This is a genomic window from Burkholderia sp. AcTa6-5 (genome assembly GCF_017815075.1).
GTDB classification, from domain to species: domain Bacteria; phylum Pseudomonadota; class Gammaproteobacteria; order Burkholderiales; family Burkholderiaceae; genus Burkholderia; species Burkholderia sola.
This window is the reverse complement of record NZ_JAGIQE010000002.1, coordinates 307,147-321,282: the sequence shown is the minus strand read 5'-3', so window position 1 is coordinate 321,282 and position 14,136 is coordinate 307,147. Positions and strand designations below refer to the sequence as shown.

Sequence of the window (14,136 nt, the reverse complement as noted above, 5' to 3'; positions counted from 1 at the left end):
CGTCAAGCGGCGAGCAGGCCCGCGCGCGTCGTCGGCATCGCGACGAAGCCCGGCAACGCCTCGATACGGGCCAGCCAAGCACGCACGTGCGGATACGGTTCGAGCGACACGCCGCCTTCCGGCGCGTGCGCGATGTACGTGTACGCGGCGATGTCCGCGATGGTCGGCTGCGCGCCGGCCGCGAACGGCTTGCCGGCCAGTTCGCGATCGATCACGTCGAGCACCTTCGCGGCCGTGCGCTTGGCCGCTTCCGGGTCGAGCTGCGCGCCGAACACGGTCACGAGCCGCGCGGCCGCGGGGCCCGATGCGATCGGGCCGGCCGCGTACGACAGCCAGCGCTGCACGACGGCCGCGCCGACCGGGTCGTCCGGCAGCCAGTGCGCATCGCCGTAGCGCTTCGCGAGGTACACGAGGATCGCGTTCGAATCGGCGATCACGGTGCCGCCGTCGTCGATCACCGGCACCTGCCCGAGCGGATTCAACGCGAGAAACGCCGGTTCGCGCTGCGCGCCGGCCGCGAGATCGACGTCGATGGTCTTCGACGGCAACCCGAGCAGCGACAGGAACAACCGGACACGGTGCGCGTGCCCGGACAGCACGAACGAATAGACGCGGATCGGCGAGGCGGGTTTGCTGGCGGCAGACATGAAAACACTCCGGAATCTCGCGCCGCCGGGGATCGGCGACGAACGGCTCCAGCGTAGCGCTCGCCGTTCGTCGCCAGAAGACGGATAATCACGGAAACATCATCCTCTTCCATAGGACAATCGACGATGGCCGATCTGCGCGACGTGAACCTGAACCGGCTGGCGATCTTCGTCGCGGTGGTCGACGCCGGCTCGCTGACGGCCGCGGCCGAGCGGCTCGGCCTGGCGAAGACGGTCGTCAGCACGCACATGCAGCGCCTCGAATCCGAGGTCGGCGCGAACCTGCTGGTGCGCACGACGCGGCGGCTGAGCGTGACCGACGCCGGACGCGTGTTCTACGACGCGTGCCGCGACATCGTGCGCGCGACCGAAGCCGCGCTCGACGCTGTGTCGTCCGACGCGGGGCCGCTGCGCGGCACGCTGCGCGTGAGCGTGCCGATCGACTATGGCGCACTGATCGTCGCGCCGGCCGTCGTCGCGCTGCGCGACCGGCATCCGGCGCTCGCTGTCGAACTCGTCGCGAACGACCGCGTCGTCGATCTCGTCGCGGACAACCTCGACGTCGCGATCCGCATCGGCCGTCTCGCCGATTCCAACTATCGCGCGGTGCAGCTCGGCACGTATGAGAAATGGCTGGTCGCGAGCCCGGCGTTCGTCGCGCGACACGGGCTGCCGCGCGATCCCGATGCGCTCGCCGCGCTGCCGTTCGTGATGCTGTCGTCGCTGCCGCGCCCGCATACGCTCGAACTCGATAACGTGCGCGGCGGCCGCGCGTCGGTGCGCTGCGTCGCGCCGGTCGTGTCGAACACCGCGACCGCGTGCCGCGCGATCGTACTCGCGGGCGGCGGCTTCGGATTGCTGACGGATTTCTCGACCGCGGACGACGTCGCGGCCGGCCGGCTCGTGCGGCTGCTGCCGGGCTGGCATACGGCGCCGGCCGGGATCCATGCGGTGTATCCGTCGACGCGGCTGCCTTCGCCGAAGGTGCGGGCGTTCATCGAGGCGATGAAGGCGAGGATCGGGGTGGCGGCGGCGGCACCGATTATCCGGCGCGCAAGTTCGAAACCACGGAGGGCGGGATCGTGAAACGAGGAAGAATGGCGATCGCGCTCAATGAGCGACCACAAGCCGCCTCATCAGCAAGGACTTCAGATCCCTGCGCGTATCGCAAACGATATGCACGTGAATGGTGTCGCCTCGCACGTCATAAATGATGCGGTTTATTCCGGCAATGACTTCGCGATACTGACCGAGGCTGATATTCGCGAGTTCATCAGGAATCCTGCCGTGATTCGGAAAAGCGCGAATCGATGCAATGGCGTCCTTGATCTGCCGGTAGCTCGTTTGCCAGGTAGCCGAACCGTTCGATACGAGATAGCGCTTCAACCTCTTCAGATCGTCTTCCGCCGAACGAAGAACGACAACCCGCAGTGTCATTGATCGTCGTCCTTGTCGAGGTCCGCAAAGACATCCTCGACTGGACGGAAGTGGCCTTGCTCGATCTCCCGATTGCCGAGTGCAAGCAGCCGAAGAAGCGCAAGCGTCTCTTCATGCTCCTCATACGACTTGACGTCCATGACAACGAGCTTCGCCTCTCCGTTCTGGGTAATCAGCATCGGCTCGCGGCTTTCCGAGATGTCCCTGACGATATCGGCGGCGTGGCTCTTGAGATAGCTGATGGGCTTGACCTGGGTAGAGAATTTCATGGAACACGTCCTGTGCCAGCCCATAACAAGACTGATTATAGTCCGAATTTGGTCTCGTTCGGCCAATGAGCCCCGTTTTCCCGCGCGTCCCTAGTCGCGCGCCTGCAACGTCCCCAACAGCACCTTCCTGCAACTGGAAATCATCAGCGCCTCCGGATCGCGATAGTCGGTCAGCAGCCACGCCGCGCCGACGTTCGTCATCGCGCCCACCAGCGCGAGCCCGATCAGCCGCTGCTCGGTGCGCTCTGCCGGCGTGACGGCCTCGCCCGACGCGCCGATCGCCATGATCAGCTTGCCGAAGTCGATCAGCATGCGCTGATACGTCATGTCGGTATCCGCGCTCACGCCCATCACCTCGAGCAGCAGCACGCGCGCCGCGCACGGGTCGCGCAAAAACGCGAAGAACGCCGCGAGCCCCGCGTCGACGCGCTCGCGCAGATCGCCGCCGCGCGCGGCGACCGCCTGCGCGACCGCGTCATGCAACTGCTGCGCGTGATGCAGGTAGGTGCAGCGCAACAAATCCTCGGTGCTGTCGAAGGCCGCATAGAAATAGCGATCGTTGAGCTTCGCTTCCTGGCAGATCGACCGCACGGTCGCCTTGCGAAAACCCACCGTGCCGAACACGCGCGTCGCCGCGCGGATCAACGCGTCGCGCCGCTCGGCGGCCCGCACCTCGGGTGCCACGCCGCCATACGACCGGCCCTTTTTTTCCGTTTCGAGTGCTTTCTCCATTCCGCTATTTGACATCAGGACACCCGAAAACTAAAGTGGTGACGATAAACACCACAATAGCTGCGCCGCCGGTGCGGCGCAAGCGGAACGGGAGGACGACGAATGAAGGGGTTTTCCGGCAAGGTCGCCGCGATCACGGGCGCCGGTTCGGGCATGGGCCGCAGCCTCGCGGTCGAGCTTGCGCGGCGCGGCTGCGAGGTCGCGCTCGCCGACGTCAGCGAAACCGGGTTAGCCGGCACGGCGGCCGCCTGCGCGCAGCACGGCGTGCGTGTGAGCACGCGGCGGCTCGACGTCGCCGACCGCGACGCGGTGTTCGCGTGGGCCGATTTCGTTCGCGCCGAGCACGGCAAGGCCAACCTGATCTTCAACAATGCGGGCGTGTCGCTGGCCGCCAGCGCCGAAACCGCGCGCCTCGCCGATCTCGAATGGATCGTCGGCATCAATTTCTGGGGCGTCGTGCATGGCACGCAGGCGTTCCTGCCGCATCTGCGCGCATCGGGCGACGGCCACGTGGTGAACACGTCGAGCCTGTTCGGGCTCGTCGCGATGCCGACGCAAAGCGCGTACAACGCGACCAAGTTCGCGGTGCGCGGCTTCACCGAGGCGCTGCGGATGGAACTCGAACTCGACGGCGCGCCGGTGAGCGCGACCTGCGTGCATCCGGGCGGCGTCGCGACGAACATCGTCGATGCGGGCCGCGTCGATACCAGCATCCACGCGCTGACGGGCCAGGACGAAGCGACCCATCGCCGTCAGGCGAACCGCCTGATCAACGCGACGACGGCCGACGAGGCCGCGCGGCAGATCCTCGCGGGCGTCGAGCGCAATGCGCGCCGCGTGCTGGTCGGCGCCGACGCGCGCCGGCTCGACCGGATCGCGCGGCTGCTCGGCGCCGGTTACCAGTGGCTGATGCTGCGCCACGTGCGCCGCGCCCGCGCACGCAACCTCGAACGCGCGCACGCGCCGGCCGCGCGCCCGACCACGCCGACCCAGGACCCCGCATGATCTCGACGACGACCGACCGGCGCGACGCGCCGCCCGCCTCCGACGCCCGCCGCGACAGTGGCGATAACCGCGACGATCGCGACCTTCGCGACCTCGACGTGCTGATCGTCGGCGCCGGCCTGTCCGGCATCGGCGCCGCGTATCACCTGAAGCAGCGCTGCCCGCATGCGAGCGTGGCGATCGTCGAGGCGCGCGACGCGATCGGCGGCACCTGGGACCTGTTCCGCTATCCGGGCGTTCGTTCGGATTCCGACATGTTCACGCTCGGCTACAGCTTCCGGCCGTGGCACAGCGACAAGGCGATCTCCGACGGCCAGACGATCCTCGACTACATCCGCGACACCGCGCGCACCTACGGCATCGACAAGACGATCCGCTACGGCCGGAAGGTCGTCGCGGCCGACTGGGATTCGAACCGCGCGCGCTGGACGGTTCGCGTCGAGCGCACGCGGGACGGCGCGACCGACACGCTGGTCTACACCTGCCGCTTCCTGTTCATGTGCAGCGGCTACTACGATTACGATGCCGGCTACCTGCCCGACTGGCGAGGCATGGACACGTTCGAGGGCAAGCTCGTGCATCCGCAGCACTGGCCGAAGGACCTGTCGTACGCGAACCGGCGCGTGGTCGTGATCGGCAGCGGCGCGACGGCCGTCACGCTGGTGCCGTCGATGGCGGCCGACGCGCGGCACGTGACGATGCTGCAGCGCTCGCCGACCTACATCGTGTCGCTGCCCGCGCGCGACAAGATCGCGAACGCGCTGCGCCGCGTGCTGCCGTCGCGGCTCGCGCACCGGCTCGTGCGCGTGAAGAACGTGCTGCTGACGATGTACCTGTACAACGTGTCGCGCCGCAAGCCCGACCGGACGAAGCAATTCATCATCCGCGCGGCCAGCCGGCAGCTCGGCCCCGACTTCGACGTCGCGAAGCACCTGACGCCGCGCTACATGCCGTGGGACCAGCGCGTGTGCCTCGTGCCGAACGGCGACCTGTTCAAGGCGATCCGCGCGGGCCGCGCATCGATCGTCACCGACGAGATCGAACGCTTCACGCCGACCGGCCTCCAGCTGAAGAGCGGCCAGCAGCTCGACGCGGACGTGATCGTCACCGCGACCGGGCTGAAGGTGAAGATGCTCGGCGGCGCGCGCGTGACGGTCGACGGCCGCGCGGTCGATTTGCCGGAAACGGTGTCGTACAAGGGGATGATGTACAGCGACGTGCCGAACCTCGCGTCGTCGTTCGGCTACACGAATGCGTCGTGGACGCTGAAGGCCGAGCTGATCGCGCGCTACGTGTGCCGGCTGCTCAACCACATGCGCGCGAACGGCTACGACACGTGCGTGCCGCGGCTCGGCGCGGGCGATCTCGGCGACGTGCCGGCCGTCAACCTGAGCTCGGGCTACATCCAGCGCGCGGCCGGCATCCTGCCGAAACAGGGGCACCGCAAGCCGTGGAAATTTCATCAGAACTACGTGCTCGATCTCGCGTCGCTGAAGTTCAGCGCGCTCGCCGATTCCGCGATGCATTTCGAACGCCGCGCAAAAACCGGCCCGGCCGCCGCCGCGCCGGCAGCCGAACCCGCACTCGACACCCGCTGAGGCCGACATGACTCCTACGCTCCACCTGATCCAGAACGTGCTGCTCGGCGTCGTCGCGGTACTCGCCGCGCTCGCGCTGTTTTCCGGCTACGTGGCCCGTCGCGTAACGCGCGCGTTTCCGCCCGAAGGCCGCTTCGTCGACATCGACGGCGATCGTATCCACTACGTCGAATACGGCAACGGCCCGCCGATCGTGTTCGTCCACGGGCTCGCGGGGCAATGGCGCAATTTCGCGTACCTGCCGCTCACGCGGCTCGCGCAGCAGCATCGCGTGATCCTGATCGACCGCCCGGGCGCCGGCCGCTCGCTGCGCGGCGCGGCCTCGCAGGCGAACGTGTTCGCGCAGGCCCGCACGGTCGCCGCGTTCATCGACGCGCTCCAGCTCGACAAGCCCGTGCTGGTCGGCCACTCGCTCGGCGGCGCGATCGCGCTCGCGGTCGGCCTCAACCATGCGGACCGCGTGAGCCGGCTCGCGCTGATCGCGCCGCTGTCGCACGAGCAGACCGAGCCGCCCGCGCCGTTCAAGCCGCTGATGCTGCCGTCGCCGCTCGTGCGCCGTTTCGTGTCGTGGACCTTCGCGATCCCGCTGACGATCCTGACGGGCCGCCAGGCCGTGCGCCAGGTGTTCGCGCCGGAGGACGTGCCGCGCGACTTCCCGGTCAAGGGCGGCGGCCTGCTCGGGATGCGCCCGCACGTGTTCTACGCGACGGCGACGGACCTGCTGTCGGCGCCCGTCGACCTGCCCGCGATGACGCGCCGCTACGCGGAGCTCGCGCTGCCGGTCGACGTGCTGTACGGCCACGCCGATCCGATCCTGAACTGGCGCGAGCACGGCGATGCGCTCGCGAAGAAATCGGCGCGCGTGCGGCTGAAGGTGGTCGAGGGCGGGCACATGCTGCCGGTCACGATGCCCGAGGCGACGGCCGACTGGCTCCTCGAAGTCGCCGCCGCGCCGGTCGACGTGGCGGCGCAGCCCGTGCGCATCGCGTAGATCGCGGCGGCGAAGCGCGGCCCGATTCCGTGGCGGGCAGCCGACGCCGCGCTGGAATCAGGCTTCGTCGTCGGGTAGCGACAACCCGCGCTCCGACAGCACCTCGCGCGCGCTGCGAAACGCCTCGACCGCGGCCGGCGCGCCGGCATACAGCGCGCTGTGCAGCAATACCTCGCGGATCTCGACGAGGCTCGCGCCGTTGTTGAGCGCGCCGCGAATGTGCCCCTTCAGTTCCGTGCTGCGGCCGAGCGCCGCCAGCATCGCGCACGTGCACAGGCTGCGCGTCTTCAGGTCGATCCCGCCCCGCTGCCACGTGCTGCCCCACGCATGCTCGTTCAGCCAGTCCTGCAGCGGGCGCGAGAATCCGTCGAGATCGCTCATCGCGCGCTCGACGAACGCCTCGCCCATCACGTCGATGCGCCGCGCCTTGCCGTATTCCCTGTCCTGTTCGCTCATGTCGATGTCCTCGTGGTCTGGAGTCGTGGCCGCTGCGCCGCCGCCGGCGGCCGGGGGGTTGCGTCATGTTCGGCGGGACGACGCGTTTCGTCAAAGATGCGGGCCTCGGTTCGCGGCCGTGCGCGTCACGTGCGGTCGAACGCTACGTAACATCCCGTCGCGCGTTACGGCGCCTTACGGGAACATCGCAGCGGCGACGTTCGGGGATCACGCGCGCCTGTCGCGCGAAACCGCCATTCCTTCGTTTAAATCGCATCGATAGCCCCGATTCCCGCAACAAATCGCGACACCGTTTCGCGAAACACGCCGTGGCGCGGAATTTGCAGTGAAGGCTGGGACACACTTCCAATGTCGAGGCCAACATGCACATTCTCATCAAGAAGACGACGGTAACGATGGCCGTCTCGTCACTGCTCGCGCTGTACGGCTGCGGCTCGGTCGATGGGCCGACGACGCCGACCATCAAGCCGAGCACGTCCGGGACAAGCGGCACGTCGGGGACTTCCGGGACGTCGGGCGGCGGTTCGTCGGGGACGTCGGGCGGCGGTAGTTCGGGGTCGTCGGGTACTTCCGGTACGTCGGGTACTTCCGGCACCTCGGGCACCTCCGGTACGTCGGGTACTTCCGGCACCTCGGGCACCTCCGGTACGTCGGGTACTTCCGGCACCTCGGGTACTTCTGGCACCTCGGGTACTTCTGGCACCTCGGGTACTTCTGGCACCTCGGGTACTTCTGGCACGTCGGGTACCTCCGGTACGTCCGGCACGTCGGGCACCTCCGGCACGTCGGGCACCTCCGGCACCTCGGGCACTTCCGGTACCTCGGGCACTTCCGGTACCTCGGGCACTTCCGGCACTTCCGGCACTTCCGGCACTTCCGGCACTTCGGGCACTTCGGGCACCTCGGGCACTTCGGGCACTTCGGGCACCTCGGGCACCTCCGGCACCTCGGGCACCTCGGGCACCTCGGGCACCTCGGGCACTTCGGGCACTTCGGGCACTTCGGGCACTTCGGGCACTTCGGGCACTTCGGGCACTTCGGGCACTTCGGGCACCTCGGGCACCTCCGGCACCAGCGTCACCCCCCTCGGTAATGTCCTTCAGCAATCCGGCAACCTCGTGACGGCGCTCGGCACGACGGTCGTGAACGGCGGCAGTCAGATCGGCGGCGTGCAGATTCCCGGCACGAACGCGACGACGGTCAACAGCGTCGGCAACGCGGTCAGCAGCCTCGGCAACGGCGTGCAATCGCTCGGCAACGGCGTCGCGGCCGGCCTCGGTTCGATCGGCGTGTCGCCGAACCCGCTCGGGCCGACGCTCACGTCGACCACCGGCCTGCTGACCGGCGCCGGCGGCGCGGTCAACAGCCTCGGCAATGCCGTGACGAGCCTCGGCACCGGTCCGCTGTCGCCGCTCGCGCCGGCGACGACCCTCGTCGGCAGTCTCGTCAACACGGTCGGCACCGCGGTCAACTCGACCGCATCGGCGCTGAACACGGCGCTGAACAGCGCGCCGGTACAGCAACTCGAGACGCAGCTCGGCAGCGTGATCAACCCGATCACGAACACGCTGACCGGCGGCGTCACGACGCCGGGCGTCACGCAGACGCTCGGCAACGCGACCCTGCTCGGCGCCCCGCTCAGCGGCTTGCTGAGCACGCTCGGCAGCGGCCTCGGCCTCGCCGGTTCGCAGGTCGGCGGCGCAACCGGCAATCCGGTCGGCACGAGCGCCGGCAGCAGCGTGTCCCAGCTCGGCAACACGGTGACATCGGCCGGCGGCCTGCTATCCAGCGGCAGCTCCAGCAGCGGCACCAATCCGCTCGCGCCGATCACGGGCGTGCTCGGTTCGCTGACGGGCGCACTCGGCGGCGGCAGCAGCTCGAGCGGCTCAGGCGGCACGAGCGGTACCAGCGGCGGCCCCCTCGCGCCGATCACCGGCCTGCTCGGCACGGTGACGGGTGCGCTCGGCAGCATCGGCTCGAGCGGCACCGGCGGCACCAGCGGGACGAGTGGGACAAGCGGCGCAGGCGTCGGCGGCCTGCTCGCGCCGGTCACCAACCTCGTCAACTCGCTGACGCCGCTCGGCGCGAGCCTCACCGGCACCGTCACGACGCCGGGCGGCAACCTGTCCGGCACGGTCGGCGGCGTGCTGACGAGCGGCCCGGTCGGCACGCTCACGGGTGCGCTCGGCACGCCGGCCGGCTCGGCCGGCGCCATCGGCACGGTCAGCCCTGGCGGCGCAACGGGCACCGTGACGACGCCGGGCGGCAGCGGCTCCGTGGTGACCGGCCTGACCGGCGGCACGAGCGGCGGCACCGCAAGCGGCACCGGCAACCTGCTGTCGCCGGTGACGAACCTGCTCGGCGGTCTGCTGGGCGGCGTCACCAAGAAGTAAGCGTCAACGCATCACGTATCAGAACGACAGGCCAATGGCCGGGCGCGCATCCATAAACAGCCCGGCCGACGGCCGGCGTCACCCGCCAAGCGGGGGCGCCGGCCCTCATCCCTACGAGGATCCGATCATGAACTCCACGCTCGACGGCATCGTCGCTGCCCCGGACCGCCCACCCCGTTCCGCCACGCCGTTGCGCGCCGGCCTGCTCGGCATCGCGGCCGGACTCTTCGCGCTGTGGGTCACGCGCGACCACCCGGCCCTCGACGCGGCCACGCGCGCGGTCATCGCGAGCCTCGCGATCATCGGCACGATCGCGCTGCACGAACTCTTCATCTCGCACGTCTACCTGCGCCCGAGCGCGGGGCTGTCGCGGCAGGCCGTCCGGCCGCTCGGCATCGCGCGCGTGGCGACGCGGCTCGGCGCGCTGACGTCGATCTACGCAGGTATCGGCGCGATCTACTGGCTGCTGCCCGAATACCACGGCGCGTTCTACCTGCCGTTCTGGTCGCTGCTGCGCTCGCTCGCGCCGTACGTGATCGTCGCCGCGCCGTTCTACTTCGCGTGGATGGACCGCCACCAGCGCGAGACCGACGACGCATATCTGCTGTGGGGCCGCTTCCTGTTCCGCCGCGCGCGGCCCGCGAGCTGGAAGCCGGTGCGCGAGATGCTGGCCGGCTGGGGCGTGAAGGCGTTCTTCCTGCCGCTGATGACCGTCTACCTGTCGAAGGACGCCGATCACCTGAGCGCGTCGCTCGCGAACGCGATGCATGCGCCGATGACGATCGCGACCTTCGTGTTCATGTACGACCTGTCGTTCACGATGGACCTGATGTTCGGCACCGTCGGCTACCTGTGCACGTTCCGCATCCTCGACAGCCACGTGCGCACCGTCGAGCCGACGACGCTCGGCTGGGTCGCCGCGCTGATCTGCTACCAGCCGTTCTGGTCGCTGATCTCGAACAACTACATCCGCTACGAAGGCTCGCTGTTCTGGGACAACTGGCTGCTGTCGGCGCCGACGCTGCGCGTGATCTGGGGCACGACGATCATCCTGCTGCTGCTGACCTACGCGCTGTGCACGATCTCGTTCGGGCTGCGGTTCTCGAACCTCACGAACCGCGGGATCATCACGTCGGGCCCGTACCGCTTCACGAAGCATCCGGCGTACATCACGAAGAACCTGTCGTACTGGATGGTGTCGGTGCCATTCGTCGAACCGCTCGGCTGGCAGATCGGGCTGATGCACTGCGCGGGGCTCGTCGCGGTCAACCTGATCTACTACACGCGCGCGAAGACGGAAGAGCGCCACCTGATGCGCGATCCCGACTATCGCGCTTATGCGGAGTGGATCGCGCAGCACGGGTTGTTCGCGCGAATCCGGCGCGCGTTTGGCGGGCGGCTGGCGGTCTGACGCGTCAACCGGGGCGGTCGTCCACGCCGCTCCTGTCCCCGCGCGGATGTCGACCTGTCGCGGCGTTCGCCCCCGCAACGACACGTTTGCACGTACGCGCGCTGCCGGTTGACGATGCGCTTTCGCGTGGATCTCCGGACGTTTCAACGCGCCCCATGCGGCCAATTGTCGCGAAACACCGCGATTCGTCGCGTTTCATCGCTTTTCTCCGTCAGTCCGATTGCCCGCTCGTTGCCCGTCGCGTATGGTGCTGACCGTCCGCGTGCGCCTGCCGCCCGGACGCCGACCGTCGTCCCGCACGACGGCCGTGCGGGCCGTGCCCGCCGCTCACCGTCTCCGCGACGCCGCCCGCCGGCGCCGCGCATTCAAGAGGAAAGAGGCGTGATCCACAAAGTCCTGATCCTGTTCACACTCTGCATCGCGGGCCTCGCCGCGATCGCCGCCGGTTTCCAGCACATTCCCAGCTGATTCGCGGCCCCGGCTCGCTTCGCCGAGCCCGGGGGCCGCTTCCATTTCCGTTCCCCGCTGCCATGAAACCCTTTCTCGATGCGCCCGGGACGGGCGCCTTTTGCCATGCGTATCGACGTACAGCATTCCCAACACGACATCGACGACGAACTCGACACCCTTTATGAACGCCTGCACCAGCCGGGCCATCGTTTGCACGGGCTGCCGGCCGTCGCGCTCGGCCGCTCGGGCCTGATCGTCCGCCATCGCGAAGCGGATGGCGAATACTTCCTGTATGTCGAGGATCCGGCCGCGCGCCAGCTCGCCGGCTATACGGTGTTCAACCGGCTGCCCGAAATCCCGCGCCGCGCCGACCGCTACCTGCGCGCGCCGCATACGCGGCTGCGCGGCTCGGCGCAACGCAAAGGCCTCGCGACGACGCTGTATCGATGGGCACTCGACGCGGGCCTGTGCCTGATCAGCGGTGCACGCCAATCGACGGGCGCGGCGCAGCTGTGGACCGCGCTCGCACACGACTACCGGCATGGCTTCGTCGACGTCGAAGGCCGCGCGCTGCGTTATCTCGGCGAAACCGTTGCCGATGACGTGCACGGTGCGTTGCATACGCGGCGGCTGTTGCTCGGCAACGGATGGAACCTCGGTGAACTGGCGCAAGCAACCGGGATGACCGGCGTCGATGCCGCCGAATATGCGAACGCGAATGTGCGGCGCAGCGAACACGAACGACATCCCGTGCGGAGCGTCGGCCACGCGCGGCTCGTCGCTCACGCGGCTCACGTGACTCATGTGGCTCACGCACCGATGCGATAATTCGCCGGATCCGCGCGCCGCCGCGCGAGCCACCTACCCACACGTTCCGCGATGGTCAACGAAACCCGAACCGCTTCCGAGCGCCCCCTCGACATCGTCGCGCTATGCGGCAGTCTGCGTGCGCAGTCGTACAACGCAGCGCTGCTCGATGCAGCCGCACTCGTCGCCCCGCGCGACATGCATATCACGCGCTTCGATCGTCTCGGTGAATTCCCGCTGTTCAATCCCGATGCCGAATACCCGACGCCCGCCGCGGTGCGCGATCTGATCGACCGCCTGAACGCGGCCGACGGCATCCTGATCGCGAGCCCCGAATACGCGCACGGTGTGACGAGCGTGATGAAAAACGCGCTGGGCTGGGTCGTGGGATGCGAGGCCGTCGTGGACAAGCCGGTCGCGGTATTGAACGCGTCGCCGCGCGCGACGCATGCGGACGCGGCGCTGCGCGAAACGCTGTCGGTGATGTCGGCGCGCATCGTCGAGCCCGCATCGATCGCGCTGCCGATCCTCGGCAGCCAGCTCGACGCGGCGGGCATCGCCGCACATCCGCCGTTCGCGTCGGCACTCGTCGAAGCATTGCACGCGCTGCGCACGGCGATCGACGCCCCGACTGCCGACCAATAAGCGATCCACACGCTGAACGCGTGCGCCGTGGCGTTATCGCGCCTTCGCGCGCGTCGTCTTTCTCGCCGGTTTGGCCGCCTTCGCGCGCGGCGCTTCCTTCTCGGGCTGCGCGCCGCCGCCCGCGAGATCCTCGAGCCAGGCGAGCGCATCGACGTACGACAGGAACTGCTGCAGGTATTCCGGCGACAGCTCGCGCATCGTCGCGAGCGACCGGTGCACGAGGCTGTTCGAATTGAGCGGCCCCGCGTTGCGCGGCACCTGGTCGAGCGACTGGCGATACTGCTGCTCAGTGCGGACCTTCGACCACATCGCGCGGAAGTAGTCGACCAGTTCGGGATCGAGCCCGCGCCGGTCGGCCTGCGCATCGCGGCCGAGCCCTGCGACGAGCGCGGCAAGCGCGCCGCGCGCGGGCGCACCTGCCGACGTCTCGCACGTGGCTTCGGCTTCGCCGGCGCGCGCGACGATCTCCGCAAACCCTTCGATCAGCGTTGCAAGTCGCGCATCGAGCAACGCACGCGCGTCGCCATCGAGCACGGCCGCGCGCTTCTCGAGCGCGTCGATCCGGTGAAAGCGCACCGGATCGAGCCGGTCTGCGCCCTGCTCGCGCCATGCGTCGAGCGTCGCGCGCGCGTGCGTCGCTTCGCCCGTCACTTGGCCTTTCCTCCGTTCGACGCCGACTTGCGCGGCACCGGCGCGATCTCCACGCGGCGGTTCTTCGCGCGGCCTTCATCGTCCGCATTCGAGCTGACCGGCTGTTCGGAACCGAACGCGGCCGCAAACACCGACGAGGCCGGCACGCCGGCATCGATCATCGCGCGCGTGACCGTCAACGCGCGCTTGGCCGACAGTTCCCAATTGTCCGCGAACAGGCGGTTGCCGGCGTGCACCTGCTGGTCGTCCGCGAAGCCGCTGATCATCAGGATCTCGTCGCGCGTCTTCAGGTAGGTGGCGAGCGGTACCGCCAGCGTCTTCAGCAGGTCGCGGCCCGCGGGCTGCAACTGGTCGGAGTTCAGGGCGAACAGCACGTTGCCGCTGATGCCGATGCGCCCGTTCACGAGCGTCACGCGGCCGGCCGCGAGCGGCCCGGCGAGCGCCTGTTCGAGCGACTTGCGCTGCTGCGCCTCGAGCTGGCGCGCGCGCACCGCTTCCTCGAGCTTCGACGTGAGCTGGAGCTGCATGCCGATCACGCCGACGAGGATCAGCACGAACGCGCCGAGCAACACCGACATCAGGTCGGCGAACGCGGGCCACACCGGCGCCGATTGCGCGCCGCCGTCGATTTCGTCGTGCATGCG

At 68.8% G+C, this 14,136-nt stretch carries 15 protein-coding genes; 8 read left to right on the top strand and 7 right to left on the bottom strand.

Annotated features, from left to right (window positions below; genetic code table 11):
• Positions 1-2: 2 nt before the first annotated feature.
• Positions 3-647, bottom strand: a complete 645-nt coding sequence (locus tag J8I33_RS04340) for a glutathione S-transferase (RefSeq protein WP_209924657.1) — start codon at positions 645-647, stop codon at positions 3-5.
• Positions 648-773: 126 nt separating this feature from the next.
• On the opposite strand from J8I33_RS04340, the gene J8I33_RS04335 reads away from it, so the two are divergent.
• The gene (locus J8I33_RS04335; protein ID WP_209933385.1) at positions 774-1,733 is read left to right on the top strand and encodes a LysR family transcriptional regulator; all 960 of its coding nucleotides are present in this window, start codon (positions 774-776) and stop codon (positions 1,731-1,733) included.
• 24 nt (positions 1,734-1,757) lie between these two features.
• On the opposite strand, the gene J8I33_RS04330 is transcribed toward J8I33_RS04335, so the two are convergent.
• The 3 genes from J8I33_RS04330 to J8I33_RS04320 all read right to left on the bottom strand — a co-directional run bounded on the left by J8I33_RS04330 (position 1,758) and on the right by J8I33_RS04320 (position 3,100).
• Positions 1,758-2,084, bottom strand: a complete 327-nt coding sequence (locus J8I33_RS04330; protein WP_209933379.1) for a type II toxin-antitoxin system RelE/ParE family toxin — start codon at positions 2,082-2,084, stop codon at positions 1,758-1,760.
• A complete protein-coding gene (locus J8I33_RS04325) occupies positions 2,081-2,353 on the bottom strand; it encodes a type II toxin-antitoxin system Phd/YefM family antitoxin (RefSeq protein ID WP_050014516.1) in 273 nt (90 codons plus the stop codon). The genes J8I33_RS04330 and J8I33_RS04325 overlap by 4 nt, the downstream gene beginning before the upstream one ends.
• A 90-nt stretch (positions 2,354-2,443) precedes the next feature.
• Positions 2,444-3,100 (bottom strand): TetR/AcrR family transcriptional regulator, encoded by a 657-nt coding sequence (locus J8I33_RS04320; RefSeq protein ID WP_209933372.1) that lies wholly within the window; start codon positions 3,098-3,100, stop codon positions 2,444-2,446.
• Between the two features lie 87 nt (positions 3,101-3,187).
• Between J8I33_RS04320 and J8I33_RS04315 the strand changes: the two genes are divergently transcribed.
• Genes J8I33_RS04315 through J8I33_RS04305 form a run of 3 tightly spaced genes read left to right on the top strand, consistent with a single transcriptional unit; the run spans position 3,188 to position 6,679 of the window.
• On the top strand, positions 3,188-4,090 hold the full coding sequence (locus J8I33_RS04315; protein ID WP_209924654.1) for an SDR family NAD(P)-dependent oxidoreductase: 903 nt from the start codon (positions 3,188-3,190) through the stop codon (positions 4,088-4,090).
• Positions 4,087-5,688, top strand: coding sequence for an NAD(P)/FAD-dependent oxidoreductase (locus J8I33_RS04310; RefSeq protein ID WP_089489055.1), 1,602 nt, complete (start codon positions 4,087-4,089; stop codon positions 5,686-5,688). The genes J8I33_RS04315 and J8I33_RS04310 overlap by 4 nt, the downstream gene beginning before the upstream one ends.
• Positions 5,689-5,695: 7 nt before the next feature.
• Positions 5,696-6,679, top strand: coding sequence for an alpha/beta hydrolase (locus J8I33_RS04305; RefSeq protein ID WP_209933364.1), 984 nt, complete (start codon positions 5,696-5,698; stop codon positions 6,677-6,679).
• A 57-nt stretch (positions 6,680-6,736) separates the two neighbouring features.
• Here the strand turns inward: J8I33_RS04305 and J8I33_RS04300 are convergent, their stop codons facing one another.
• The gene (locus tag J8I33_RS04300; RefSeq protein WP_050014467.1) at positions 6,737-7,135 is read right to left on the bottom strand and encodes a carboxymuconolactone decarboxylase family protein; all 399 of its coding nucleotides are present in this window, start codon (positions 7,133-7,135) and stop codon (positions 6,737-6,739) included.
• Between the two features lie 362 nt (positions 7,136-7,497).
• Here J8I33_RS04300 and J8I33_RS04295 point away from each other — a divergent pair, with 362 nt between their 5' ends.
• The 4 genes from J8I33_RS04295 to J8I33_RS04280 all read left to right on the top strand — a co-directional run bounded on the left by J8I33_RS04295 (position 7,498) and on the right by J8I33_RS04280 (position 12,841).
• Positions 7,498-9,528, top strand: coding sequence for a collagen-like triple helix repeat-containing protein (locus J8I33_RS04295; RefSeq protein WP_209933357.1), 2,031 nt, complete (start codon positions 7,498-7,500; stop codon positions 9,526-9,528).
• A gap of 127 nt (positions 9,529-9,655) precedes the next feature.
• Complete coding sequence (locus J8I33_RS04290) at positions 9,656-10,939, top strand: isoprenylcysteine carboxylmethyltransferase family protein (RefSeq protein WP_209933350.1); 1,284 nt, start codon at positions 9,656-9,658, stop codon at positions 10,937-10,939.
• Between the two features lie 573 nt (positions 10,940-11,512).
• Positions 11,513-12,217: a histone acetyltransferase gene (locus tag J8I33_RS04285; protein ID WP_209933344.1), complete on the top strand. Its 705-nt coding sequence runs from the start codon at positions 11,513-11,515 to the stop codon at positions 12,215-12,217.
• 51 nt (positions 12,218-12,268) lie between these two features.
• Positions 12,269-12,841: an NADPH-dependent FMN reductase gene (locus tag J8I33_RS04280; protein ID WP_209933338.1), complete on the top strand. Its 573-nt coding sequence runs from the start codon at positions 12,269-12,271 to the stop codon at positions 12,839-12,841.
• Between the two features lie 33 nt (positions 12,842-12,874).
• On the opposite strand, the gene J8I33_RS04275 is transcribed toward J8I33_RS04280, so the two are convergent.
• Both J8I33_RS04275 and J8I33_RS04270 read right to left on the bottom strand, forming a co-directional pair.
• A complete protein-coding gene (locus J8I33_RS04275) occupies positions 12,875-13,492 on the bottom strand; it encodes a DUF2894 domain-containing protein (protein ID WP_124594090.1) in 618 nt (205 codons plus the stop codon).
• Positions 13,489-14,133 (bottom strand): OmpA family protein, encoded by a 645-nt coding sequence (locus J8I33_RS04270; RefSeq protein ID WP_050014458.1) that lies wholly within the window; start codon positions 14,131-14,133, stop codon positions 13,489-13,491. Before J8I33_RS04270 ends, J8I33_RS04275 begins: the two co-directional genes overlap by 4 nt.
• Positions 14,134-14,136 lie beyond the last annotated feature (3 nt).